The sequence below is a fragment of the Vibrio sp. 10N.286.51.B11 genome (genome assembly GCF_041469245.1).
Classification (GTDB): Bacteria; Pseudomonadota; Gammaproteobacteria; order Enterobacterales; family Vibrionaceae; genus Vibrio; species Vibrio crassostreae_C.
In genome coordinates this window covers 77,087-103,434 of record NZ_JBFRKI010000010.1, presented here as the reverse complement: position 1 = coordinate 103,434, position 26,348 = coordinate 77,087, and the positions used below count along the sequence as shown (strand labels likewise).

Sequence of the window (26,348 nt, the reverse complement as noted above, 5' to 3'; positions counted from 1 at the left end):
TAAATGATTTCTGTCCAAACCCGTGTTAATAGGTGCGATTATAATAGCTTGCCAACCAACGAAGAATTCGTGATTGCTCAACAGTCGGTAGAACTTCTGTAATCTGAACTGAAGTCTAAGCAAGAAAAAGACAATCAAAAGCGAGCCCAAGTGGCTCGCTTTTTGTGTCTAGTAAAGATGCGTCTGAATGTTTTAACAGGGGGATAGCCTACAAGGCGATCGTGAAACAGTTTTAGAACAGAGCTTAAATTGCGACTCATCGGGTGCTCTGGAAGCGCTAAGGTTATTTAGTCCCTGAGCGGTAGTTTGGATCTGTCCAGCATCGAGGTAACTCTTCCCCTGACATAAACATCAGTTCGGACTTTTTAAACATCTCAGGGTCTTGCTGTTCTTCGCCTGCTTGAAACCGACCTTCGATACTGTCTTTAAATAAGTTGGTTAATTTGGTCATTTCAGTTATATCAACGAGGTCACCGGTTTTTTCTCTTTTAGAAACATTTTTTTGCCCTCAATCTAATCGGTCACCCCTAATTATAATTGCTATTTGGAAAATGAGAGTCTTTTCAATTCCGGCACTTCTTGACTAAGCAGACCCCAGAGCTACGCTTATGATCATCGACAACCCAATCGATGAACAAACTTATCCTCAACAAATAAATGGAGTCGCGATGTCATCTGCCCATATTGCAAACAATCTCAGTGAACTGATTGGCGATACCGATCTTGTTAGAATCAACAGTCTTTCAGAGATATCAGGTTGTGAGATTCTTATTAAGTGCGAACACCAGAACCCGGGTGGTTCGATTAAAGATAGAGCGGCACTTCAGTTGGTTATGGATGCAATAGAAGCCGGTAAGCTTAAGCCGGGAATGACAATCGTTGAAGGTACTGCTGGTAATACGGGAATAGGACTTGCTCTGGTCGCTAAATCCCTTGGTTACAAAATGTTGGTGGTGATGCCAAAAGGGCAGGCACAAGAGAAAGAGCGCATGATCTCGCTTTATAATGCTGAACTGTTATTGGTCGACCCTTGTCCTTTTGCAAACCCTGAACATTTTTACCACACGGCTAAGCGGATTGGTGTCGAAAATGAGAGTTATTGGTGGGCAGATCAGTTTGAAAATCTCAGTAATTATCGAGCGCACTATTTAAATACTGGACCTGAGATCTGGCAGCAAACACAGGGGAATATTGATGCTCTAGTTTCAGTGGTGGGGACGGGTGGAACCATTGCCGGAAACTCACACTATCTATCTGAGCAGAAACCCAATCTCGAAACTTGGTTAGTTGACCCAAATGGGTCCGGCATTTATTCGTTTCTACGTAATGGACACTATCAATCAACGGGAAGTTCGTTCACGGAAGGCATAGGGATCATGCGAACGGTTGAAAATTTCAGGCAGGCAAAAATCAATCGTGCCATCACGCTTCCCGATCAGGATTTGGTGACGATATCCCGCCTTGTTGCGGAACATGACGGTATTCTTCTAGGAAGCAGTTCGTCGTTGAACGTAGCAGGTGCGCTATACGCTGCGGCTAGAATGGGGAAAGGGAAAACCATCGTTACATTTAGCTGTGACCTTGCTGAGCGCTCGTATTCGAAGCTGCACAACGAAACGTTTCTGAAAGAAAAAGAGATACAGCTTAATAAAGAAAACCTCTCTCAATTATGGGCTCGTTATCAAGCCGAAGATGGCAGTATGGTCGTCAACGTATAGTCGCTTTAAGTTAGTAACAGCCAGTGGTCTGCCAGCTCTTTCGTTAGCGCTGAACATCCGGTTAGAGCTAAACATCCGTTAGCACCAAATCCGGCACTATTGCTTGTTATTAGGGTAGTGAATCACATTATGAAATACGGAGTTTCCTTCACCGATATTTTTGTAGGCATGGGTCTGGTTGGCATTGAAGCGAACGGCTTGTCCTGCGCGTAACGTATGCCACTCATCATCAAACATCACGGCCATCTCTCCTGAAATGCATAAGATGTGCTCAGTGACGCCTGCGTTATGTGGGGCGGATTCATGCTGGTAATCGGGTGCTAGGGTGAGTTCGAATATTTCAAATCCTAGTGCTTCCTCAAAAGGAAACAACAAACTGACGAAAAAGCCAATGTTGTATTCTTCATGCCTTAGTTCGTTTGCATCTCTGAATAAACTCGTCAGTTCACTGTTTGGGCTAGCCGCGATAAAGCTCGAAAGTGACACCTCGAATCCAGAAGCTATCTGCCAGAGCTTAGCGACTGTCGGGCTGGATTCTCCACGTTCAATTTGTCCTAACATTGCTTTACTCACGCCTGTTGCTTTCGCTGTTTTGTCTAAGCTCCAGCCTTTTTCTTGGCGAAGGCGTTTCAAGTTAACGCCGACTTTAATTTCTGTTTGCATATTTTCTCTACAAGTTTTTCAAAAATTAGTTGTGCGTTATAGCGCACGGGTGCTAAGTTCAGTCTATGGACGTTATAACGCACACAGGAATAAATTAACATGACTAAGCTAAAATTTTCTCACGTCAGTACCGGCTTTATCGCTGTTTTCATTGGTTATGCGAGCGCCGCGGCGATTATTTTCCAAGCGGCAATGAGTGCTGGAGCAACTGAAGAACAAGTGGCGTCATGGTTTTGGGCGTTGGGAATTGGCATGGGCGTAACCACAATACTGCTTTCGTTTCATTACAAGAAGCCTGTGGTTACAGCGTGGTCGACGCCTGGAGCGGCGTTGTTAATCACATCTCTTGAAGGGCTGACAATGAATCAGGCTGTGGCCGTGTTTTTGTTCAGTTCGATGTTGATCACGTTAGTTGGATTAGCGGGGATATTTGAGAAAGTCCTAAAACAGATCCCAACATCGATTGCCTCTGCGATGCTCGCGGGGATCCTATTGCAATTCGGTTTGGGTTTGTTCACGTCGTTAATGGAAGAGGCACAAGTCGTAGCGGTCATGCTCGCTGTATTTATTCTGGCGAAAGCGCGGTTAGGTAATTTACTGATCCCAAGTATTTTCATTATCGCACTGGTTATGTGTGTGGGGTTTGGCAAACTCGATGTCAGTCAGGTGACTATGGGATTAACGACCCCAGTGTTCATCACGCCCGATTTTGAGTTCTTTTCGTTGTTCAGTGTCGGAATCCCATTGTTTATAGTGACGATGGCTTCACAGAACTTACCGGGGTTTGCGGTTCTAAAAGCGAACGGATACCAAGTCGATTCATCGAAGATCATTACCACCACCGGGGTGACAGGTTTGATCTTCGCACCGTTTGGTGGCTTTGCGTATAACCTTGCAGCGATTACGGGCGCTATTTGCATGGGCCCTAATGCGGATAGTAATCCAAAGACACGTTATATCGCGGGGATTTGTATGGGCGGGTTTTACTTGTTAGCTGGCGTGATGGGGATGTCATTTGTGTCGCTGTTTAGCGCCGTGCCCTCCGAGATTGTCATTGCGGTTGCTGGCTTAGCGGTGATGCCGACCTTGATGAATTGTTTAGCTGTTTCGATGGCAGACACCCACTATCGAGAGCCTGCGCTGCTTACTTTCTTATTCACTGCTTCTGGTACTAATTTACTGGGAATCGGCAGTGCATTTTGGGGTTTGTGCATCGGGTTGTTTTGTTGCTGGTTACACAATTACAAAGCTAGGTCACGTGGATCAAGCGAGGCTTCGCAAACTTTGCCGTAATCAAACGACTCAAGATTATGATCAGGTTCGCTGTGAATTAGAAACACCAGCAAGTTGTTTGAGTAGTAAGCCCAGTCATACTTGTGACTGGGCTTGCTTACAAAGGAATAAAGCTACTTAACTTCGTATCTCAGTAGCACTTCATTATCGAGAACGACATTTGTCGACCAGATAAAGCTTGCGCCAGCACCACTGAATTTTTCGATAAAGTTCATGTACGCTTTTTTATTGTTCACGCCAATATCGTCTTCTGAATATACCGATGCTAGAGGCCAAGATGTTGAATCGAACTCTTGGTTCATCCAGTTGGTTGGTGTTTCCCAATGAGCGGCGTAGGCATCTTGACCGTGGTCAGTTCCTTCCGTGGTGCAGCTTTCAGAAAGACGCTTCCCGTCCACTTCACTCAAACAAGTCAGGTCATAAATCGGTGAGGTATAAAAGGTTTGTGCTTGCCAGTCTGGACCTGTCACGGTTCCGTCACTAAAGCTCGCGATAAAGCCACCATCACCAGCGTGGTATGCCTTTCCGCGGTTATCTTCGCTGCCAAGACCTAGGTTTTCTTCCCAATCAATCACTTTCACCGCAATCGTGTAAGGCTTCTTCACCTTAAATTTGACGATGTTTGAGTTAAACGGTGTGAAAGGAACGGTGTCTACCGCGATTAACTTGCCGTTGATATAAAGTTCGAAATAGTTATCGGCAAAAATATAACCTGTTATTTCCTCACCGTCTTGATCCACAACAGCTACCGGTACAGAGCTTTGATCGACTTCGGCTAGGCTGCTTGGCGTGGTGTTTGAGCACTCTTCATAAAGATCAAAGGCTTTCGGCCCTGTCGCAAAGTTGTTTTTGGCTGGAACCGTCCAAACCTTTCCTTCTGAGTCCGTAATCTCCCCGACGCCCGCCACTCGGCTACGTCTGTTTGCACACTCAAAGAGATTCGATTCAACGGTGGTCGCCAACCCTTGAGTAATACTCGCTGAGCCTTGGTAATCACTGACGTTGCTGACCGAGGGTGTATCTGATGATGGTGAGCAGCCTGTAACGAGCAAAGCAACTGATGAAAGGGCAAGGGCTTGATATTTTGTCATGATCATTGATTGGGTATCCGAGAAGGGGTGATTTAAATAAGCGTGGTTCAAAATAAGCCAAGTGCAAGTAAGTTAATTGAAAACAAAGCTATTTCAAACAAATCCGAGCTAAGTAGCTAAGTAGCTAAGTAGTTAAGTAAGCCGTGAACTCATAGCTAATAGTTGGAGCGATGAAGCTAAGCAATGACCCAAATATTTGTGAGGTGCCACGCTTGTTATCTGATAAGGCATATATTACCCGTACAAATGTAAACAAGCGTAAAGCTGAGTAAGCATGGGTAAAACAGCGCTTTTATAGGATGATCACATCAGCTTGCGCGGCGCTGGTAAAAATACTCAGCATGAAGCGGTTTCAGGTTGTGATTGAGATAGTATTTTGCTACAAAACGCGCATAATCTCGCTATACAACATTTAAAGAAGAATTTACCTATGACTACCTTTCAATACTACTTTCACCAACTGCCTTGCTTCGACTGTAAAAAAACGACAGTAAGTACTGATCTTGGTTGGTTAACGCCTGCGATGAAAGACGATGCTATCGCACAAGTGACAGCGACACTTGCACAAGGCGAGGTTACTCCTGATCTTTCTGCAGACGTGGTTTGCACGAAAGAAGAAGCTCGCGAGTACTTACTGCTTAACTTCTTTGGTTATTCAGAAGAAGAATTAGAAAGCGGAATCGAAGCGGATGATGAAAAAGAAGTGGCAGACGAAATCGCAGAGCTAGTAGAAGATGGTAAAGACACTATCACCTTCGAACATGAGATTGCTCTTCAGTGCTGTGCAGACTGCGATGTTGAAGACGAGTCAAACTAAGCTCTTGTATTAAGAGTATTAAACTAAGTACTCTTATTAAGGTTCATCATGAAGCTATGATGTTCTAATGATGAAAGGCGTTAGCGAATTGAGTTCGCTAACGCCTTTTTTGTCTCTCTGTTTCTTATCTTTAAGCGGCATTCAATCTTAAGATGTTGTGCTTTCTATGATGCCTTGTTTGCTCAGTTGCGAAAGGATCTCAGCGGTCTTCTCTCTGAATAAATCTCTCAGTAGACGCACAGTCGGGGTGATGGATTGACGACTTGGACACACTAACCACAGCTCGGTAGGGGTCGGCTTAAACTCAGGCATAACTTTAACCACTTCGCCTGAAAGCAGATGAGGTGACATGTCTAAACAAGATTTTATTGCCACTCCTTTACCCGCGATACACCAACGTCTTACAAGGTCTGCGTCGTTCGAAGCGCGATTTCCTTTTAGTTTCACTTTATGATCTTGAGTACCATCGTTAAACACCCACTCGTCTTGCAACATGTCATGGAGTTGGTAAAGCAAACCATTGTGCTGCGCTAAGTCACTCGGGTGTTTTGGTGTTCCCATTTCAGCCAAGTAGTCAGGAGCCGCACACAATATCCTCGGCACATCGCATATCTTAAAACCATACATATTGGCATCGGTCGGGGAGCCGTAACGCAGCGCCATATCGACGGAATCTCGGTAGAAGTCGATATTGCTATCGCTGATGCTAGTGCGAAGCGTCGCCTTTGGGTATTCAAGCAAGAACTCATCTAACCAAGGTGTGATTAGGTTGCGTCCTAGATCCGATGAAAGCGCTATGCGAATTTCACCATCAAGAATCCCGAGCTCTTCGCGCATGTTGAGCTTCGCTTGCTCCAACATCTTTAAGGCTTGTTCGCATTCCGGTAAATAACGCTCGCCAGCTGAAGAGAGCCTTAGGTGGCGCGTGGTTCTTACAAATAACTCCGCACCTAGTGCCGCTTCAACACGTTTTACCGCTGCACTTGCTGTGGCAGTGCGCATATCAAGGTTGGTGGCTGCAGCGGTGATACTGCGAAACTCCGCCACTTTCAAAATGACCTGTAAATCTTCAAGAAGCATGTTATCTACCTGTATTGAATTATGTTCTAAACATGGCGTTGGGATATTTCCCCATCACAATCTGCAAATGGGTTATCTCTACTTATCGCTTCTAAGTTAGCTTCAAATACTTAATTGTCAAAACTAATTTGATAATAATTCAAATATGAGGCTGTTTTTCATTAGTAATTTTCTCACTATCATTTCCCCATATCGACAACGTAGCGCAGTACACATCGTATGGACGAAACCTACGATCTAGGGGGATAAGATGACTAAGAAAATCACAATGGGTGTAACGGATTTGTCGTTCCACCGTACGACCGCATCATTGGTTGCCAATGTATTGAAATCCATGGGTTTTGAGGTAGAGCGTATTTTCTCTCCACATCAGGAGAACTTTGAAAAGCTGAAAGCAGGCCAAGTGGATATGCTTTCTTCTGCGTGGTTGCCATCAAGTCACGGTATCTACAAAGCGGGCGTTGAAGAAGTTGAGCCACTTATCGAGCTTGGGCTTCATTATGAACCTTATGCTTTGTGGGGCGTACCAGACTATGTGCCTGAAGAGGCGGTTTCTGAAGTCTCTGATTTATTAAAAGCTGAAGTGATCGAGAAAATGAACTCGACCATCCAAGGCATCAACCCCGGCGCTGGCATCACACGCTTTTCTATCCAGATGATGAAAGATTATGGCCTGAGCGATGCCGGCTACGAGTTCTTTCCTGGCAGTGAAGACGATTGTTTCAGTGCCTTTGAAAGTGCAGTCGCAAACAAAGAGTGGGTGGTAGTGCCACTGTGGAAACCTCAGTTTTTGCACTATCGTTACGATATTCGTGAGCTCAAAGAGCCAAAAGGCCTACTCGGAATAGTGGACAGAGCAGTGCTTCTTTTAAGAGACGACAAGAAGCATCTGTTCAGCGAACAACAGATTCAGAAGTTGGATTCCCTATGCTTCTCGAATGACATCATCGCAGAGCTGGATTACAAAGTTTGCCGTGAAGGTAAACCACAAGATCAAGTCACACATGATTGGTTGATTGAGAAAGGCCTGATTTAGCCTTTAAGCCGTTGGCAATGCAGTGAGACGTCTGCGTTACTCAGATAACGGCAATACCACTATCAAAAATTATTTGAGAATTATTCAAATATTAGGCGGTTTATCTAGAGTGAGAATTGACTAAGATTAACTCGTCTAATTCAAGGAGAAAGCACAATGTCAGTACCATCAAAAATGAAAGCTATCGGATTTACTCAATCACTTGCGATTACAGAGCAAGACAGTTTATTTGAGTTTGAAACGAGTCTGCCAGAACTAAAAAATAATGACTTGCTGGTAAAAGTGAGCGCGACTTCTATCAATCCTGCTGACGCTAAAATTCGTATTCGTAATGCCAAAGACAAAACTCTTGAGCAGCCAAAAGTGCTGGGCTATGACGCAGTCGGTGAAGTTGTTGGTAAAGGTGCTGACGTTGAAGGCTTCGAAGTCGGTGACCGTGTGTACTATGCGGGTGACGTAACACGCATGGGGGCTAACGCAGAATACCAAGCTGTGGACTACCGTATTACCGCTAAAGCGCCTAAGAGCCTTTCTGATGAAGCTGCAGCCGTTATGCCACTAGCGACGCTTACAGCATGGGAAGCGTTGTTTGACCGCTTGCGTGTTCGTCCTGAAGAGAAAAAGTCTATCCTGATCATTGGTGGAGCGGGCGGCGTTGGTTCAATTACGATTCAACTGGCTAAGCAACTGACCAACCTAAATGTTATCGCAACAGCTTCAAGACCTGAAACGGAGCAGTGGGTAAGAGATATGGGAGCGGACTATGTGGTGAACCACCGTAACCTTGTTGAGTCAGTGCGAGAGCAAGGCATTCAACATGTTGACTACATTTTCAATGTTGCTGATACAAAAGGGCACTGGGATGCGATGGTTGAGTTGATCGCACCGCAAGGCATGATCAGTTCGATTGTTGAATTTGATGGTGGCATTGACTTATCAGCGCTGCAAGGAAAATCAGCAGGCTTTGTTTGGGAGCTGATGTTCACGCGTTCATTGTTTAACACCGAAGATATCCAGAAGCAGCAAGACATCCTATTCCAAGCCGCGAATCTGATTGATTCGGGCCGTATTAAAACGACTCTAACCACGACCCTAAATGGCTTTAGTGTGGATACAATCAAAGATGCACACCAACGCATTGAGAGCAGTGCCTCGATTGGTAAAACTGCCATCAAATACTAATTGCTGATGTTTTAATCCGTCGTTGTTTTGAGTCGTTGACGGTTTAAATAGAAGAAGCCCCTGATATCTGATTGCTAGTCAAAAGGTTTCAGGGGCTTTTGTTTGTTTTCAGTTTAGTCAGCTTCTGGTGATGTGATAGGTTTCGATGTTCTGAAGTGAAGCTGTATTAGGTCTAGCTCAAAAGGCGAGGGCTGTTTGTCCGCAATCAAAAAAACTATTTGTTTGATGTCTCGTGCCTTAAGTTCCGGCGCATCGCTCAGTAGCCGACCTCTGAACACAGCTTGAAAATCATTGAAGTGGAACACCTTGTTAAGCCGCACTCCCTTTATCGTAACGAAATCGTGTTTGTATTGAACTCGATTACCATCTTTCGATGTTGTGAGTCTCAGTTGGTAGGTGCGACCATCACCAACGAAAACTAGCTCTGCGCTATCTATTTCATGGGCTGGTGATTCAATGGAGCGCTTTACAGAACTGAAACCACCATTGTTTTCTAACGATAGCTCGCCCCTAAATCGACTCATATCATCAAGATAAATGAGCCCGCCCGTTGAGATGCCACCCATTACATCGTCGTTGGTCGCTGTCCAATTCTTGTGTTCGTTCGGTTGTATAAAATCAATCATACCTATGCCTGCTACAGATACTTGAGACCATAAAAAGGAGAGGCTGAGTACTAGCCAAAAAGGGTGTCTTCGCTTAAGCAATGAAGCCGTTTCGTTCATGATTGTCTCCGTTAGCCGTTAGCCGTTAGTCTGTTCGCGTTTTATGGAGAAGGTTCAGTGGCAAGCATACCCATACAATGCTCAATAAATTCAGAGTAATTTGAAGCGTTGTCGTACTCAATTTTTAGCGAACCGTGAAACATCAGCGTCACCGTGACGTCTTTATAGCTTAGCCAACAGGTGTAACCGTCGTAATCATGCCAAGCCGTCATTTCGCCAACTAGATATTTGTTGTCCCGTTGCTCACCGGAAGAGCGAATAAACTCAAATACTCTGAGAAATTCAATAATGGTGATTCTGTTGTCCATGTGTTACTCCCGCTGCGTCATCTTTGAGAATAGGCTGATCTTTGGTGTTTAGATTGCCTACGTCTTTCTTTCATATCCTTACGGCTTACCTCTGTGCCCCGATCACTGAAAGGGTCTTACCTTCTCGATAAACCGCTGTTTTCTAATATTTCATCATCATTCCATACATCTGTTCAATCCAGAGCGAAGCGTGCGTAACAAACTCGAATAACAACGTTAACCCTCAAGATAAAGACGAGCTTAATTTGCGTTTATGGTGGTTAATTAAAATTAGAGTCGATAGGATAAATAGCATCGGAGCCTTGTTATTGGCTGAAATGGAATCTACAGAAAGTGCGTGTCAACATGATAGAAAAACTGAAAAAGGAATGGTTTCTTGTAGGGATGGTGGTGGCTATGGTCGTTGCTGTTTTTACGCCGGATTGGGGCAAATCGGGTGGGGTACTTCATCTCGATACGGTGACTGTTCTCGGCATCGCTTTGGTGTTTTTCTTACACGGTTTGGGTTTGTCTCCCAAAGCCATTCTTGAGGGGCTTTCGAATTGGAAGCTGCATGTTTTTGTACAAAGCGCGACATTCTTAGTTTACCCACTGCTTTGGGTGATATTCGGGCAAGGCTTTGTCGCTTATATGCCAGCAGCTCTGGCCTTTGGTTTCTGTTACCTCTCGTATTACCGAGTACGATTTCGTCTTCGGTCGCGATGACGGTGATTGGAAAAGGAAACCTACCGGGTGCGATATTCAATGCATCACTTTCTAGTATTTTAGGCGTGTTCATTACGCCTCTACTGATCCAGCTCTTTATGGGGTTGGAAGGTGCAGAGCTAAACCTGATGGAATCGGTGATCTCTATATCTAAAATGCTGCTATTGCCAATGATTGTCGGCCAGTTGATGCGCCCGTTACTTTTTGAATGGACTCAGAAACACAAGTCAGTGGTCAATAAGTTAGATAAATACGTGATACTTCTGATCGTCTACAGTGCTTTCTGTGACTCTATTGAACACGGTATTTGGAGCGACTTTTCACCAATGCTGTTGTTGCTGTCAGCGGTGATTTGTTTAGTGGTATTGATGGTGATGGTACACGGCATTCAATGGAGTGCCCGAAAGGTTGGATTCAATCATCAAGATGAAGTCGCGGCAGTATTCTGTGGTACTAAGAAGACCTTAGCGGCAGGTATTCCTATGGCTAAGGTGATCTTTGCTCACAACCCTAATCTAGGGATGATATTACTACCAATCATGCTTTATCACCCGATTCAGATCTTTTACTGTGCAGTGCTAGCCAACCGTTACGCCAAGGTTGATACACAATCTAGTTAAACTTGTTTGTTGTTACAAGTACAACAGAAAAACGCCTTTCACTTCGCTGTGAAAGGCGTTTGTATTTGAATCTACTTCACTTTAATTAGAGTGCTTGAATCTGTATGAGCAAATGCGTTGTCGTAGATCTCTAAGCCTGTTGTTTGAGAGTACGTCAGCGTATCGTCTGAAATGCTAATGTTCATCGTGAAGCCCGTGGTGGTTGCGTTGTCCGTCATGTATTCGGACTCAGCGATGCCACGCTTAGACGCAACTAACGTCATTGTATCGCCAGCAGGGCCTTCTGCGGTGACACATGTGGTGCGTGGTACGCAGTAAGAGTTGTAGACGACCTGATTTTTTTGGTCGTAGATGAAGTAGCCACGTTGATCGTGGAGCTTAGAGTCGTCGGCCTTTCTGAATACTTCTTGTTTGTAGTACAGAGCAACCAGATATTGATCGCTGGCATTGGTTGCATCTGCCGCAACCTCAAACGTCATTACTTCATAGAATGGTGTAACCGCGGGACCACCTGCACCCACTTCTGTGCCTTCTTGGCCTGGAGAAATATCAACGCCGCCAGTTTCGACTGATTTCCATGTGCCGACTAACTTTGCGAGTGGACCAAAATCCATACCATTGATTGTGTTGTGGTCGGCTACTGCTGGAGCCGAGATTACCGCTGCGATACCAAGTGCTAATAATTTTTTCACTTTAACTTCCTTTTTTGTAATTATCTGACCACATTAAAAGTAAGGTTATTGTGAAGCCAATTTATTAACCCAGATCAGTGTTCTTGGTTAATATGAAAGCGATTTGTAACTTGATGTATCAGTCAATAAGAGAATATTAATGCGGCTAAATATTGAACGAATAGCTGTGATTTGTTCATCGAGGTTTAATTCAAAATTGCATTAGTCTGAGCCTTATTAATTTTGCTATTACACATTTCAAATTCTCATGTATGATGTGCGCCCATAATTGTATGACAAATGTGTAATCTTACTTCTGTATGAATAAAGCTGTTAACCACGCCATTTTGCTTTTGGTGCTCGCAAACCTACTTGCGTCTTTTTCAGACGTATCATTGAAGATACTGAATGGCGAAGTCCCTACGTTCCAGTACGTGTTTATCCGTCAGCTATTGAGCGTGATCTTGTTGCTTCCATTTTGGTTAAAGTTACCGAGAGAGACGCGTATGAAAGGCGGTTGCCGAATCAACTTCTTAAGGGCTCAATTTATCTTAGTGGGGAGTGGCTGCGCGATGATCGCCATTACACACCTTACTTTGGCGACAGCAAACGCGATGTTCTACGTTGGACCAATCCTTATGCTGCCTTTGTCGATCGTGCTGTTGAAAGAAAGGCCGACATCTTCAAAAGTGATCGCGACCCTGATTGGTTTTGTGGGCGTATTAATCGTGTTACGCCCTGAACAATTTCATTGGGCGGCGATTGCTGGGCTAGGCAGTGCGCTTGCGATGGGCGTGGGTAATATCTTGATTAAACGCTTGAATGCAGAGCAACACATCATCTCAACTCTGTTCTGGACCAGCATTATGACTCTGCCACTTGCACTGGCATTAGCGCTGCCAACTTGGTCTGCGCTCGAATGGCGTCATGTTGGTTGGATCATGGCAATCAACTTGTTCGTACTTGGATACCATGCGCTTGTGGTGGTGGCTTACAAAAAAGCACCGGCCAACCAGATTGCGCTCGCCGAATATTCTGGGTTGGTGTTCGTAACATTGTTTGGTGTTATGTGGTTCGATGAGATTCCAGACATCCTGACGCTGGTGGGCATTAGTCTCATCGTTATTCCAATGATGCCGATTAAATGGAAGAAGGTTTTCAAGTGGAGAGACCGAGCCGCTTTAGAAGTTGAGGTTACTCCGCCTAAACCATAGCGGCTTGTCTCTCAGTCATTCTGGATTCCAAATAAACCACATCAGGGAAGGTCGTCTAAACTTAGGGTTTGTATCGCTTCAAAATACGACAATTTGGGCTCTAAAAACGTTCTCGAAATAAATGCAAATTAGTGCTTTACCTCAACTTAACTTGAGGTATTAGGATGTGCAACGTTGCTTACGAGAATACTTTAAGGAGAGAAGAATGATCCAACTTGAACATGTGAATTTAGTCGTCAAGGACATCCCTGAAATGCTGACTTTCTATAAAGCGGCGTTTCCACACTGGTACGTTCGTGATGAAGGAAAAGGCGAATGGTCAGGCAAGCCACGTAACTGGCTGCATTTTGGCGACGAGTACCAATACATAGCAATAAGTGATCACGGTGAAGGTGAAAATAGAGATTTGGCTGGGCATTCTGTTGGTCTCGCACACTTCGCTTATGTGACCAATAATATCGAAAGTGTCACTCAACGCCTTGTTGATGCGGGCTTTCCAATTGCCAAACCCGGTGCCGAAGAACCTTATCGAAAAAATGTCTACTTTGTGGATCCTGCAGGCTTTGAAATCGAGTTTGTTGAGTATTTGAGTGATGATCCTAAGTTACGAAATGCCACGAGTTAGTTACGTAATACGCCGCTTTGTTAAAGTTGGTTAGCTGAATGAAAGCGCGCTAGAGAGCATTTATAGAAAAGGGCATCGTGGAATAATCCGCAATGCCCTTTTTAGATTCTATTTATCAGCTGATATTGAGTGGGTTACTTATTTAGCCTTGAACGGCACCAATAGCTGTTTACCAAACACGTTAATGAGTGCACCAGTGACAATCAGGCCACCACCTAGATAAGTCCAAACCGATGGAATCTCATTGAAGATCCACACACCTAATAGCGCTGAGAAGACGATCTGCACGTATGAGTAAGCTGAAGCTTTACCTGCTGCCTGGGTTTGCATTGCTTTGGTTAAACCGTATTGTCCTATTTGTGTGAAAATCCCGACGAGCACAAGCATCATGGTTAGGAATAGGCTAGGCCATACAAAGTCGTTCCAGATAAGAGCTGTTGAGATTGGTAGCGCAACCAGTGGGAAGTAGAAGATGATGACTGAACTGTCTTCTGTTTGGCTAAGCTTCCTCACAATCACATAAGCAATTGAGCTACCAAATGCGCCACATAACGCCACCATAATGCTGAATAGCGGTAACTCGCTGCTCGCGCCACTGTTCATGCTTGGCTGAACCATCACTAATAATCCTGCTAAGCAAAACGCAATGCAGATCATGGTCGACTTTTGGACGCGTTCTTTCAGGAATAACACACCAAGTAGAGCGGTAAATACAGGATGAACGTATTGTAGAATGGTTGCTTCTGCTAATGGCAAGGTGGTCACAGCGTAGTAAACACACATCAAGGCTGCTGTGCCAACTGCGCCTCGAACAAACAACAACGGTTTGTTATTTCCCCAGATCGAAATGCCTTTTCGCTTAACGTCGATATAACTGATGATCAAAGACACCAAAGCCCTTGCTGCAACAATTTCGAATACAGGTATGCCGTAGTTGCTGATGTATTTCACACACGCTGACATCAGTGCGAATCCAAAAGCAGAAAGGATCATGAATCTAACCCCAACAGGGATCATTGAAAAAGAGAAAGAAGGCATAAAAATATCAATCGGTTGAGGGAACAGGAATCATAACTTAGTTTAGAAGAGCCGACCAAAGGCTTTGTCCTGTTCTATTACACCAAACCATTGATACTGCTGTGCGAGTACTTTCAGCAACTCGATCTCTTTTGTTGTCTCTTCTCTAAGCCATTCAATAAGGTCGTTGATGATAGGCGTGTGACTACGCTGGTGCATGAAGTAAGTCCAAGCACTGTGTTGGATTTTTGCATTTCTAGGGCAGTACAAGAAGCCTCGTTGGAGATCTTGTTGAACTAACAACAGATCCGTGACCGTAACCCCTTCACCGGATAGACAGGCACTGAGCGCCATATCTAAAGACAAGAAGCTGGTATTTCTGACAGGTTTCTTTGGTGGGAATTCAACATCGGCCAGCCACACTTTCCAGTCGTGATGATCTAAGGTTGGATGCAGCCTTGGCAAGGTTAAGATTGAATCAAGGTCGGTGTCTTTGGTGGTTAAGCTAGTCGAGCAAACCGGCGCCATGAACTCTTCACGCAAGAAGGTAATGTCAGGTGCCTTGTCATAGCGTTTTTTGAAACGCGTGTGGAAGATCAGTAGATCATACTCACTACTATTAATCGATTCGTCTTCCTCAATCACAGGAACAATGACGATCTCATGATCTTGATAACGCTCGTTTAATTCCCGAACTTTGGAGATCAATACTCGCGTCGCGAAACTCAGAGTCGCTTTGATCACGATACGCTTCTGCTTGGGCTCACTCCAAGAGGCGATAACAGCTTCGATATTACCGTAGCTTTCTCGCAAAGCGACATACAAATCATGACCTTGTACCGTTAATTCTATGGCTCGATGCTTACGAATAACCAGTGATGCGTTTAACTCATCTTCAAGCTGTTTGATCTGTCGGCTGATCGCACTTTGTGTCACATGCAGCTCTTCGGCAGCCAGAGTAAAGCTCATCAGCCTTGCGGCAGCTTCAAAGGCTTTTAAGCCATTATGTGATGATGGCAAGCTAGGATATGGGGTCATAATTCGTTCGCATGAGTTTATGGAATGTTAGAGTCGCAAATTTATCAATTGAACGCTAGCCTCATCGATCGTATTTTGGGCGAAATTACCTGAGGCGCTCATGAAAAAAATACTCACTCTTGCATTCCCTTTGATCATTTCACAGCTGATATCTATGGCTTTAGTTCTTACTGATGTTTGGATGATGTCGCGTATCAGTGTGTCAGCCCTTGCGGCTGGTGGCTTAGGTGCCTCAATCTACTTTTTCATCTTCATTATTGCGAGCAGCACCGTGGGTTGTGTCGCGAATTTGATTGCGATCGCTTATGGTCAGCGAGTAGCTCGCCCTGAGTTTGGTAATACTCAAATTAGATTGGCGGTGAAAGGCGCAACCATGTTGGCATTCGTGCTCAGCGTGACCTTAATGGCCAGCTTCTGGTTTGCTCCGTTGGTATTAGAAGCAGCCAAACAGCCACCAGAAGTGATCACTTTAGCCATGGAATATGTCCATGCTTTGAAGTGGGTAATGTTGCCTTCGCTTATCTTGTTGGTACTTCGTGGCTTAACCAGTGCGTTTGGCAACGTGCGCTCCATTCTTGTGATGTCGATTATCACCGTAATTCTGAATGTGCCAGTGAGCTACTTTCTCACCTTCCAATTAGACATGGGCTTAACAGGTTTAGGGCTTGGTACGGCTATCGCGGCATTTATCGTGATGGTTGGATATACGGTTTGGGTATTTAAGCGTGACGAGTTTAAGCAGTTCGCCCCTTGGCTAAATACAGAAGAGTATTCAATCAAGTTGATGAGCCCATTGTTGTTGATGGGTCTACCTATCGGCTTGGCTGCTTTACTTGAGCATGGCTTGATTTACGGTGGCACCTTGATGGCGGGCACGATCAGTATTGCTTCGTTAGCCTTGCACCAAATCTTGCTGCAATGTTTAAGCTTTACTTGGAACTTCAATTTTGGTTTCTCACAAGCTGCGGCGATTTTGGTTGGCCGTGATTTTGGCGCGGGTAACTACGAAGGAATAAAAAGAACCTCGATTCAAAGCTTCATATTGGTGTCGGTGTTGAGTGTGGCGTTGTCGGCCGTGTTCATTATATGGCCTGAGATGATCGCTTCTATCTTCAAGTTAGACGATGGCACGGGTGCTATGACTTCACTACTGGCTTCTGTGATTTGGGTCGTTGCTTTGTGCTTTATTGTTGATGCTTGGCAACTACTGGCGATTAACCTGCTAAGAGGCATGAAGATTGTCTCTATGCCAACCGTGATGACTGCCATCGGTTACTGGGTATTTGGCTTGCCTGCGGCTTGGTATTTGATGCCTAAGTTCGAATTGGCAGGGATTTGGGGCGGAATCGGTGTTGGCTTAGGCGTGACAGGTATTCTGCTGCTTATCCAATTGATGCGTGTCATTCAAAAGAACAACCAATCTCCAGATTTGTCGAATCATGCTTATACGTGATTTGCTTGTGATGCTCGCCTTTACCATGGAACCTTGAACGATAAACGTTGTATTGCTGACCGAGAACTATCAATTACCAACAATGACCTATAAGCCCTAAATTGCGTACTTCGTAATTTAGACCTTGGTCTTACAGAAACCGAGCTAAAAGGTGACTAGAATGATTTGAGTTGCTCACCGTTTTATCAAGGAATACACAAATGGAAGTTGGATTGTTCTGGGCTGAAAAAGGAATGTTAGTGCTTGGCGCACTGTTTGTTTTGACGAGCATGATGCAGTACGGAAGACGCAGTAGCGATTGGAAAGGCGTGATTACGATGTTCTACAAGCGTATCCCAATGAACATCGCCGAATACAAATGGTATCGCCTGGGGATCGCGTTGTTGGTATTTGCTGTGATCATACGTTTCGCATTACTGATTTTATGGCCTTCATATCAGTTCTAGTTCTCTTGCATTAGCTTTGTTGGATAGCTCTCTATCATGGCTACATAAAGCCGTTCAATGAATGAGTCAGTCGAGCCTTAATAAACCCGCTTGTTAAGGCTGCTGTTAAATATAATAGTGCTATTACTCAACAGCAAGGATTGGCTATTACCTTTGTAGCATATTGTTTTTCATGAAGAATAATGCGAAATAATAGCTTACCCACCTGTTTCATCATTCTTACTAATAATCTGCACATAAATCCATTCACCCCGTACCTGATACCATAATGTTCTGTTACACTCGGTCGAATTAGCTTTAATTTGTCAGTGGTGCATTTATGTCGTTCCCAGTTCTTATATGTGATGATTCTGCGTTAGCAAGGAAGCAGATGGCTCGGTCACTGCCTAGTTCTCTAAATGCAGATATAACTTTTGCTGTTCATGGGCTTAATGCACTTGAAGAGCTCGCTAAAAACCAATTCAAATTGATGTTCCTCGACCTAACCATGCCGGAATTAGACGGCTATGGCACATTGGAAGAGATGCAACGTTTAGGCGATACCACGCCAGTTGTCGTTGTTTCTGGTGACATACAACCAAAAGCACAACAGAAGGTGCTGGATCTTGGCGCCAAAGCATTTTTGCAAAAGCCGATCGATAAAGAAGCGTTAAAAGCGATTCTACGTGAGCATGTTGAGCCACCAAAACAGCCTCAACTTATTACGCCAGCACCGCTAGAGCTACCGATTCTGCGCCGACGTGACATCTATATGGAAGTTGCGAACGTTGCGATAGGCCGTGCCGCTGATGCACTGGCTCGTCACTTTAATGTGTTTGTTCACCTACCGCTGCCGAACGTTAACATCTTCGAAGTGAGTGAATTGCACATGGCACTTCGTGACCTAGCGGATAACGACCAAGTGTCGGGTGTTTGCCAAGGCTTTAGTGGAGAAGGCATTGCAGGTGAAGCGCTAGTTTTGTTGAGTGATTCCAGTGTGAGCGATCTTAAGAAGCTCATGAAGGTGCCAACAGAAAGCGAGCAGCTAGAAGAATTAGAGTTGTTGATGGATGTATCGAACATCTTAGTCGGCTCTTTCTTGAATGGGTTAGGGGAGCAATCAGAAGTTCGTTTCTTCCAGAGCTCTCCTGTGCTGCTAGGTCAACACATCTCGATTGATTCGGTGATTGAAAATACCAGCGGCTCATTTAAAAAGACCATGACGTTCGAAGTCAGCTACAACATCGACGGCACGTCCATCCGTTGTGACCTTCTATTTATGTTTGTTGATGAGTCTCTGCCTCTTCTAGATAACAAATTGGCCTACCTAATGGAGGAGTTTTAATATGTTGAATCTTCCTGCTGAATTTGAACAGTTCCACTGGATGGTAGACATGGTTCAAAACGTCGATATGGGGCTGGTGGTCATTAACCGTGACTTTCAGGTACAAGTTTGGAATGGCTTCATGACGCACCATAGCGGTAAGCAATCGCATGATGCGATCGGTAAGTCGATCTTTGAGTTATTCCCTGAAATTCCTGAAGAGTGGTTTAGGCTTAAAACAAAACCGGTTTATGACCTAGGCTGCCGTAGCTTCATAACGTGGCAACAAAGGCCTTATCTGTTTAAGTGCCGCAACGTGAGGCCAGTAACTCAGCAAGCCGACTTTATGTATCAGAACGTCACGCTTAACCCGATGCGTTCTCCAACTGGGCAAGTGACATCCTTGTTCTTGTCGATTCAAGATGCGACTGCTGAAGCTCTGATGTCTCAGAAAAAGGCTTGACGTACCTTAAGGTGAAAATTGAATCGCCTTATAAGAGCACTCTGAAAACCAAATAAAAATGGCCAAGGTTAATCCCCTTGGCCATTTTTGTATCTGATCCTGTAGTAATGAGTTCGAACTAAAGAAAGGCGTTCCGTGTTCGTTAACTTTAGTCGAGTTGTTGTTAGGCTCTATCAACAGCGGCTTGTATCCGCTGGGTTCTCATAAATAAGCGCATCTAACCTGCCATATTTTGTGGACTTTACCCCGCTCATCCAAGTTTCGAACGTGCTAATCGATCTTGCCTTTGTACTTTATAAATTTCAGGGCTAATGAAAGAGGGCTGAGATCGGCACTCGAAGCGAAAAAAGTCAGAAAAAAATGAAATTATTTAAGAAAAAACGCATTTTTTGATTCAAGAAAAGTGTGATTTTTATGTGATTAAAGGGCACTTTTTTCACAAATTTGCCTTATCGAAGATTTTTTCGCCGAATTTGCAAGGGAAACGTTTGCGCAATAAACCGACAGCGTTTGCGTGAATATGTTGTTAAGTTATTAATTACTATGAATTTAGTAGGAAATGACGGGCGGGAAGCTTTTACCAGATATGGAATCTTTGAGAGGATAGCACAAAAAAAAATGAAATATCAGACTTGCTGTTAGTAAATCACAGCCTATAATGCTGAAAACCGGAGCGTCTGCCAACGCTCCGGTTTTTTTGTGTCCGAAACTCAGTAAAGCGTCTGCCAACGCTTACCGAAAACGCACGACACGTAATATGATTACAGGACAAATTATCATGCGTATCGAACAAGAACTTAAGTTAGGTTTCAAAGATGTACTCTTCCGTCCGAAGCGTTCTACCCTTAAAAGCCGTTCTCAAGTTGAATTAACCCGCGATTTTACATTCAAGCATAGCGGTCGTCAATGGTCTGGTACTCCAGTAATTGCAGCGAACATGGATTCGGTAGCAAGCTTTGAAATGGCAGCTGCTCTAGCAGAGCACGGTGTTATGACTGCAGTACACAAGCACTACACAGTAGAGCAGTGGGCTGAGTTCGCAAAAACAGCAGACAAGAAAACGCTGAACAACGTATTTGTTTCAACAGGTACTTCTGAAGCTGAGTTTGAGAAAACTAAGCAAATCATGGCGCTTAGCGACGAATTCGTATTTATCTGTATTGATATCGCTAACGGCTACTCAGAGCACCTAGTTGAGTATGTACAAAAAGTACGTGCTGAATTCCCGACTAAAGTTATCTCTGCTGGTAACGTTGTAACGGGTGACATGGTTGAAGAGCTAATCCTAGCTGGCGCAGACATCGTTAAGGTTGGTATCGGCCCTGGTTCTGTTTGTACTACACGTGTTAAAACAGGCGTAGGTTACCCTCAACTTTCTGCAATCATCGAGTGTGGCGACGCAGCACACGGCCTTGGCGGCATGATCATCGGTGACGGTGGCTGTTCATGTGCGGGTGACGTATCTAAAGCGTTCGGCGGCGGTGCTGACTTCGTAATGCTAGGCGGCATGCTAGCAGGTCACTCTGAGTCAGGCGGCGAAGTTGTAGAGCAAGACGGTAAGCAATTCATGAAGTTCTATGGAATGTCGTCACAGTCGGCTATGGACAAGCACTCAGGTGGTGTTGCTAAGTACCGTGCTGCTGAAGGTAAAACTGTTTTACTTCCGTTCCGTGGCTCTGTTCACAACACAATTTCTGACATCCTTGGTGGTGTACGTTCAACTTGTACATACGTAGGTGCAGCAAAGCTTAAAGAGCTAACTAAGCGTACGACTTTCATCCGTGTACAAGAGCAAGAGAACAACGTATTCGGTAAAGAGTAATCTGAACTGATTCGAATAGTTTGAAAATCAAGAGCCGCTAAAGCGGCTCTTTTTTTACGTGAAATTGATAAAATCAATGTCATTAAACCTGCGCGCTAATAATCTGTCTAATTTTCAGAAGACGCTGGATTTAGAATGTGACTAACAGATTTAATGATCGCAGGAACTATGATGGTTATTAGTACTAACGTGAATAATGATGCCTCAAACCAGTGCCAACCTAATATACTTGTAGTATAAAAGTAAGCGCCTAAAGAGAGTGGCAGCGTCAAATTAAACACGATTAAGACGATTAACGCAGCTCCTGCCCATACCATACCAAACTGATTCTCAAGTCCTGAAAAACCTATAGATAGATAGCACGTACCAGATATTGTAACAAGTAAAGCACTAAGGCAGCCTGATCTCATTTTGTTGCCTAGAATATCAACGAAAAAAGCAAAACTATCAGAACGCCTAATTATTTGAATTAGCATTCAAAAATTAATATTACTTTCAAATGCTATTAGTCTTTGTAAAACTCATTTATCGTCTCTTTAGTTGATTGTCACATGATTGTTTTTTCATTTGGTATCTTGAAAATAAGTTTATGCTTTGTAGTCGAAGTTTAATTCATGCCTAACATATGCTTTACAAATTCGCTGCGATCCAGAGTAACTGATTCAGGACTTTTCCCCGGCACGACCGACAGAGACACCATCGGATGTCGGTAAGGGTTCTTACAATAGCTATATCAATAGTATTGATATTTTAACTAGTGTGGTATCAGTTAATAGAAACAATACTATTGATTTTTAGATAGCTCGCCCAGTAATGAGCTTTCGCTCCACATCGTTTACTTCATGCTGAATTATTCGTTGATTGGGAAATTCGAAGGAAACAGTGCTCGTTTTGCTTCTTCATCACGTTCGGTTTTAAACTCAATGCCTTTGCCGATTTCGCGAGCACGCAGTGCAGCAGGGCGAGTGTTGATTGCGTTAAACCAACGCTTCAAGTTCGGGTAAGGTTCTAGGCCTTCTTCACCAAGCACGACTGGTGCTTTGTCAATCCAACCCCATGCAGCGACATCGACAATGGTGTACTCATTTCCTACGATAAATTCACGACCTTCCATATGCTTCTCTAACACTTCGTAGTGACGTTGTGCTTCACGTAGGTATCGGTTCACAGCGTAGTCTAAGCCTGCTGGTGCAGCATGGCGGAAGTGTACCGATTGGCCTGAATATGGACCAAGGCCACTCGCGATAAACATCATCCAAGAGAGTAGTTCAGCTCTGTCTTCTGGCTGACCGCCAAGCTTGCCTGTTTTCTCTGAGAGATACAGAAGGATAGCGTTAGAGTCGAATACACGTTGTCCTTCATCTTCAATCGCAGGCGTTTTGCCATTTGGATTGATTAAACGATATTCCGGTGAATGCTGCTCACCCTTTAAGGTATCGACAGGAACAAGTTCAAAATCTAGGCCTGTCTCTTCCAAAAACAGAGCGATCTTCATTGGGTTTGGTGTTTGGTGAAAATAGAACTTAAGCATGGGGTAACTCCTTGTATTGGTCATTTATTAAAGCACCACTTGAACGATCGTTCAATGGTTGATTTTGAATTATTTGAAGATCTTCTGACTCGCATTCCAACTCTATGTGTTGAAGACCTCGTTATTTGAGCGAGGGGTAAAATCGCGCGATTCAGTGTGTTGGATTTTAAGTTGTTGAAAAAATGAGCTTAAAGTGGTTTTTTTGATTCGTTGCTTTATGCGGAGTTCGGATTTGTGATGGGTGGTTTTTGGCGGGATAGGGCGTATGAAATCCGCAGTCAGATATTCCAACAAAAACGTTGAGCACTGGTTCAAACCAGAATTATCTGGATGCACAGGCTTATTGGTAAGTTCAAAATCGTGATCTGCTGCCACACCTTATGCAACAAATGAATATAAACGTTAGAGATTAAGGTGTGCTTCACGGTTTTTTAATCTTAGGGACTTACATTGGTGAGCAAATCTGATGTGAACACTTAACGACACAGGATCTTTTCATGAAAAAGAACATTATCGCCCTCGCCCTCGCTCTTGGTGGCATGCTGGCTTTTGGCGCAACACCTTATTCTTTTGCTGCTAACGACGGCGCAGTACAGGCTTCTGCGGATTACGCGCAGTTGGTGACTAAGCGACAAGTTGTCGACCAATTACTTCTTGATGCGTTGCAGGCGTTTAAGTCTCCGGCAAGAATTTCTCACGCGGGCTTTACGGCTAAAATGCCAAGCAACATGGAAATTGTGACTAACCGATTGTTAGAAGCTTACCAACTAGAACCTTACCGTACTGATTTGCTTATCTCGGCAGCGAACGCTCAGATCTACAACAAGAATGCAGAGCGCGCTATTGAGCTGTTTGAGCAAGCGCTGACGGTTGCACCAGACGATGTTGATCTTCATGCTTACCTTGCGGTTTGGCAGCGATTTGAAGGCAATGAAAGTGAATCCAATAAGCACATGGAGAAACTGGAAATCCTGAACAAAGGTAAAGCAGAAGACATCAAACGCATTTTTGCTACGGTCGACCGCGTGTTAGAAACACCGTTGAAAGAGTCTGCGGATAAAGGCTTGCTTGATCATCATGGCGCGATTGTCACTTTGGGCTATGCGCTTAATCCAGACGGCTCTATGCATCAAATTTTGATTGAGCGTCTTGAGACAACATTGGCGATGGCTAAGGCGAACTCAGATGCGATGATCGTGTTAACGGGTGGCGTGCCCAAGAACCACAAGACTGAAGGTAAGTTAATGGCGGATTGGCTTATCGAGAAAGGGGTAAGCAAAGATCGCATCATCGAAGAGAATTACGCGACCAGCACGGTAGGCAATGCCTTATTCAGTAGCTACGCACTTGCTCGCCATGATATTAAGCACGCGACCATTATTAGCTCGGCAAGCCATGTTCGTCGTGGTCAAACTCTGTTTGAAATCGCTAGCTGGCAAACCGGCCCTCAGGGCATTACTTTTGATACGGTTTCTTACCCAGACAAGCCACTCGCAGATCTTAAGAAGGCGAGTGATGGTGAGCTACTAGGTATCTACCGAGATGCGCTTAGAACCTATGGTATGTGGAGCTACCGCTCTTACCCATTAGAGTCTCGCTAGGCTTAGGGTTACTTCACAGTAGGCAAAGTATAAGTTGCTAGTACAATCGAGCACAGCTAGATGGTATGCTGTGCTCCTACTTAATTTAGTGTTTCAAAGGCAAAAAAATGAACCTGATTTTAGCAATGTTGAAAGAGAACAATATTAGCGACGAGCAGATCAGCGAGCTATTCAAGACGTTGACCGAGAACCCTCTTGCAGCAATGGCGACGATCAGCCAACTTGGCTTACCACAAGATAAACTTCAAATGCTGATGGGCCAGGTAATGCAAAACCCTGCGCTAATCAAAGAAGCCGTTGAAGAGCTTGGCCTAGATTTCTCTAAGGTTGAAGCGGCTAAAGAACAACTTCAAAAATAAGCGAATTTGAATGAGCTAAGATCGAATTAGCTTAATCAAAATTCAATGAAAAGGTCGTTTAAGTTCAGCAACAGGCTGTCTTAACGGCCTTTTTTGATCTTGGTGGCGATTATTCACTTTGATCAAGTTGCTTTCAATCCCTGTTTCCCATTTTCTACTCAACGACTATTTCAACACAATTGACAGCACTTTTGCCAAACATGCGTTGCTACTGACAATTTACTTACTAGACTTAATTAACCTATGTGCGACTTGATATGTGCACCTTGATGAACAGTGTTTTTTGGATGAGGAATGCCCTGAATAGTAGGGATCATCAAACAATAGCGCTGTTTATTTATGGGTCACAACAAGAAAAAGAATAAGAGGGCACTCAAATAAGCCCTTTATTGAGCAGTGATTTTATAGGAAATGAGTTATGAAATATTTAAAGGAAACGGCTTTAGCTAGCCTTGTGTTGGCCGGGCTTGTTGGTTGTGGCGGAGACTCAGGATCATCAAGCAGTACGACACCCATTACCTTGAGTGTGAGTGATGCGCCCGTCGATGATGTTAAAGATGTGACGGTGACATTCAGCAAGGTAGCTTTACTTCCGATTCAGGGAGGTACAACGCTAGTGTATGACGTGTATAAAACGGACGAAAACGGTGATTACGTTGATGAAAATGGCGACCCGTTGCCAGACGGTGAAGATCCTATTCCATTAAGTGTCAATTTATTGGATTACCAAGGAAGCGATGCACTTCCTTTGATTGAAAACGAGGTAGTTCCAGTAGGTAGCTATAAACTATGTGTGTTTGCGAATGATGGCGATCACCCGACACATCCATCTTATGTTGTAGAAAACGATGACTCGATTCGTGAGTTAACGGTGAAAGGTAATGGCGCGTGCCCGCAAGGTGTTGGTAAAGAAGATAACGCTGGCGTGCTTTACTTTAATGATTCATTTAATGTGAACCAACAGAGTAACGATTTTGTTGTCGAGTTCGATCTTCGACGTGGCCTAAAGAACAGTTCGACTTTCCCTGATTACACTATTCAAAGAACGTCTGTAAGCCTTATCAATACGGTTGAGACAGGAAACATTGAAGGTACTGTTTCGAGTACCACTTTTGAAGCTTGTAACCCTACAAATGATAATACTTATGTTCAGTCGGTGTACTTGTATGAAGGTAATGTCGACAAAGCTGACATGGCGCCTATTGGCGGTTCCGATGAGGTGAAGCCGATTACTTCAGCATCAGTGGCAATGAATGAAGCACAGACTAACTATGAGTTCTCTCTGGGATTTATTGATCCAGGTACTTACTCATTGGGTTATACCTGTACCGCGCAACACGACAGTGATGAAGACAATGCTGATCCGGTTGCTGATGGTTTTGACATTTATGAAGTTCAAAATAGTGTTCAGGTAGTGGTTGGTCAGGATAACCAAGTATCGTTTTAAATCTTTGACGTGATTAAGCATTCGAATAAAAACGGCCTCTCATTTAGAGGCCGTTTTTGATCATGTCACCTAGTTAGCATGAATTTGATGATCATTGAGTGTGACTCTAGGGAAGTGATA

Annotated in this window: 25 protein-coding genes and 1 pseudogene; 16 read left to right on the top strand and 10 right to left on the bottom strand. The window is 44.1% G+C overall.

What is annotated here, in order from left to right; translation table 11 throughout:
• Positions 1-283: 283 nt before the first annotated feature.
• Complete coding sequence (locus AB4154_RS06360; RefSeq protein WP_372122508.1) at positions 284-451, bottom strand: acetyltransferase; 168 nt, start codon at positions 449-451, stop codon at positions 284-286.
• Positions 452-668: 217 nt separating this feature from the next.
• Here AB4154_RS06360 and AB4154_RS06355 point away from each other — a divergent pair, with 217 nt between their 5' ends.
• Positions 669-1,718 carry a cysteine synthase A gene (locus tag AB4154_RS06355; protein WP_372122506.1) on the top strand — a complete coding sequence of 350 codons (1,050 nt, stop codon included), beginning with the start codon at positions 669-671 and terminating at the stop codon, positions 1,716-1,718.
• Between the two features lie 96 nt (positions 1,719-1,814).
• On the opposite strand, the gene AB4154_RS06350 is transcribed toward AB4154_RS06355, so the two are convergent.
• On the bottom strand, positions 1,815-2,381 hold the full coding sequence (locus tag AB4154_RS06350) for a helix-turn-helix domain-containing protein (protein ID WP_372122505.1): 567 nt from the start codon (positions 2,379-2,381) through the stop codon (positions 1,815-1,817).
• Positions 2,382-2,480: 99 nt separating this feature from the next.
• On the opposite strand from AB4154_RS06350, the gene AB4154_RS06345 reads away from it, so the two are divergent.
• Complete coding sequence (locus tag AB4154_RS06345) at positions 2,481-3,674, top strand: benzoate/H(+) symporter BenE family transporter (protein WP_372122503.1); 1,194 nt, start codon at positions 2,481-2,483, stop codon at positions 3,672-3,674.
• Between the two features lie 113 nt (positions 3,675-3,787).
• Here the strand turns inward: AB4154_RS06345 and AB4154_RS06340 are convergent, their stop codons facing one another.
• Complete coding sequence (locus AB4154_RS06340; protein ID WP_372122501.1) at positions 3,788-4,771, bottom strand: hypothetical protein; 984 nt, start codon at positions 4,769-4,771, stop codon at positions 3,788-3,790.
• A 424-nt stretch (positions 4,772-5,195) separates the two neighbouring features.
• Between AB4154_RS06340 and AB4154_RS06335 the strand changes: the two genes are divergently transcribed.
• Positions 5,196-5,582, top strand: a complete 387-nt coding sequence (locus AB4154_RS06335; RefSeq protein WP_017068428.1) for a hypothetical protein — start codon at positions 5,196-5,198, stop codon at positions 5,580-5,582.
• A 147-nt stretch (positions 5,583-5,729) separates the two neighbouring features.
• Here AB4154_RS06335 and AB4154_RS06330 read toward each other — a convergent pair whose 3' ends face one another.
• A complete protein-coding gene (locus tag AB4154_RS06330) occupies positions 5,730-6,662 on the bottom strand; it encodes a LysR family transcriptional regulator (protein WP_102428016.1) in 933 nt (310 codons plus the stop codon).
• A 268-nt stretch (positions 6,663-6,930) separates the two neighbouring features.
• Between AB4154_RS06330 and AB4154_RS06325 the strand changes: the two genes are divergently transcribed.
• Together AB4154_RS06325 and AB4154_RS06320 are read left to right on the top strand one after the other, a co-directional pair.
• Positions 6,931-7,698, top strand: coding sequence for a glycine betaine ABC transporter substrate-binding protein (locus AB4154_RS06325; protein WP_372074320.1), 768 nt, complete (start codon positions 6,931-6,933; stop codon positions 7,696-7,698).
• A gap of 156 nt (positions 7,699-7,854) precedes the next feature.
• Positions 7,855-8,880 (top strand): zinc-binding alcohol dehydrogenase family protein, encoded by a 1,026-nt coding sequence (locus AB4154_RS06320; RefSeq protein ID WP_017068430.1) that lies wholly within the window; start codon positions 7,855-7,857, stop codon positions 8,878-8,880.
• Between the two features lie 113 nt (positions 8,881-8,993).
• Here the strand turns inward: AB4154_RS06320 and AB4154_RS06315 are convergent, their stop codons facing one another.
• Positions 8,994-9,605, bottom strand: coding sequence for a CIA30 family protein (locus AB4154_RS06315; protein WP_372116123.1), 612 nt, complete (start codon positions 9,603-9,605; stop codon positions 8,994-8,996).
• Positions 9,606-9,646: 41 nt separating this feature from the next.
• Positions 9,647-9,913, bottom strand: a complete 267-nt coding sequence (locus AB4154_RS06310; protein WP_017068432.1) for a DUF3081 domain-containing protein — start codon at positions 9,911-9,913, stop codon at positions 9,647-9,649.
• Between the two features lie 384 nt (positions 9,914-10,297).
• On the opposite strand from AB4154_RS06310, the pseudogene AB4154_RS06305 reads away from it, so the two are divergent.
• Positions 10,298-11,238, top strand: a pseudogene (locus AB4154_RS06305) (bile acid:sodium symporter family protein).
• Positions 11,239-11,309: 71 nt separating this feature from the next.
• On the opposite strand, the gene AB4154_RS06300 reads toward AB4154_RS06305, so the two are convergent.
• Complete coding sequence (locus AB4154_RS06300; protein WP_372122499.1) at positions 11,310-11,930, bottom strand: heme-binding beta-barrel domain-containing protein; 621 nt, start codon at positions 11,928-11,930, stop codon at positions 11,310-11,312.
• Positions 11,931-12,229: 299 nt separating this feature from the next.
• On the opposite strand from AB4154_RS06300, the gene AB4154_RS06295 reads away from it, so the two are divergent.
• Entirely contained in the window at positions 12,230-13,123 is an 894-nt protein-coding gene (locus tag AB4154_RS06295) for a DMT family transporter (protein ID WP_017065985.1), read from the top strand.
• A gap of 205 nt (positions 13,124-13,328) precedes the next feature.
• Positions 13,329-13,748 (top strand): VOC family protein, encoded by a 420-nt coding sequence (locus AB4154_RS06290; RefSeq protein ID WP_137002417.1) that lies wholly within the window; start codon positions 13,329-13,331, stop codon positions 13,746-13,748.
• A gap of 138 nt (positions 13,749-13,886) precedes the next feature.
• On the opposite strand, the gene AB4154_RS06285 is transcribed toward AB4154_RS06290, so the two are convergent.
• A complete protein-coding gene (locus AB4154_RS06285) occupies positions 13,887-14,786 on the bottom strand; it encodes a DMT family transporter (RefSeq protein WP_048610851.1) in 900 nt (299 codons plus the stop codon).
• A gap of 42 nt (positions 14,787-14,828) precedes the next feature.
• Positions 14,829-15,803 carry a LysR family transcriptional regulator gene (locus tag AB4154_RS06280; protein ID WP_372122497.1) on the bottom strand — a complete coding sequence of 325 codons (975 nt, stop codon included), beginning with the start codon at positions 15,801-15,803 and terminating at the stop codon, positions 14,829-14,831.
• A gap of 100 nt (positions 15,804-15,903) precedes the next feature.
• Between AB4154_RS06280 and AB4154_RS06275 the strand changes: the two genes are divergently transcribed.
• The 5 genes from AB4154_RS06275 (at position 15,904) to AB4154_RS06255 (ending at position 21,290) form a co-directional block, all read left to right on the top strand.
• A complete protein-coding gene (locus AB4154_RS06275; RefSeq protein ID WP_017062432.1) occupies positions 15,904-17,256 on the top strand; it encodes an MATE family efflux transporter in 1,353 nt (450 codons plus the stop codon).
• Positions 17,257-17,456: 200 nt separating this feature from the next.
• A complete protein-coding gene (locus AB4154_RS06270) occupies positions 17,457-17,702 on the top strand; it encodes a hypothetical protein (protein ID WP_010430578.1) in 246 nt (81 codons plus the stop codon).
• 319 nt (positions 17,703-18,021) lie between these two features.
• On the top strand, positions 18,022-19,026 hold the full coding sequence (locus tag AB4154_RS06265) for a response regulator (RefSeq protein ID WP_029235212.1): 1,005 nt from the start codon (positions 18,022-18,024) through the stop codon (positions 19,024-19,026).
• Between the two features lies 1 nt (position 19,027).
• Entirely contained in the window at positions 19,028-19,468 is a 441-nt protein-coding gene (locus tag AB4154_RS06260; RefSeq protein WP_017062430.1) for a PAS domain-containing protein, read from the top strand.
• 778 nt (positions 19,469-20,246) lie between these two features.
• Complete coding sequence (locus tag AB4154_RS06255) at positions 20,247-21,290, top strand: GMP reductase (protein ID WP_017062429.1); 1,044 nt, start codon at positions 20,247-20,249, stop codon at positions 21,288-21,290.
• An 850-nt stretch (positions 21,291-22,140) separates the two neighbouring features.
• Here AB4154_RS06255 and AB4154_RS06250 read toward each other — a convergent pair.
• The gene (locus AB4154_RS06250) at positions 22,141-22,821 is read right to left on the bottom strand and encodes a glutathione S-transferase family protein (RefSeq protein ID WP_017061920.1); all 681 of its coding nucleotides are present in this window, start codon (positions 22,819-22,821) and stop codon (positions 22,141-22,143) included.
• 497 nt (positions 22,822-23,318) lie between these two features.
• Between AB4154_RS06250 and AB4154_RS06245 the strand changes: the two genes are divergently transcribed.
• From AB4154_RS06245 to AB4154_RS06235, 3 genes are all read left to right on the top strand, one after another.
• The gene (locus tag AB4154_RS06245) at positions 23,319-24,422 is read left to right on the top strand and encodes an ElyC/SanA/YdcF family protein (protein ID WP_372122495.1); all 1,104 of its coding nucleotides are present in this window, start codon (positions 23,319-23,321) and stop codon (positions 24,420-24,422) included.
• A 107-nt stretch (positions 24,423-24,529) separates the two neighbouring features.
• A complete protein-coding gene (locus AB4154_RS06240) occupies positions 24,530-24,781 on the top strand; it encodes a DUF2999 family protein (RefSeq protein ID WP_372122493.1) in 252 nt (83 codons plus the stop codon).
• Between the two features lie 418 nt (positions 24,782-25,199).
• A complete protein-coding gene (locus AB4154_RS06235) occupies positions 25,200-26,228 on the top strand; it encodes a DUF4382 domain-containing protein (RefSeq protein ID WP_136974469.1) in 1,029 nt (342 codons plus the stop codon).
• Positions 26,229-26,348: the final 120 nt, after the last annotated feature.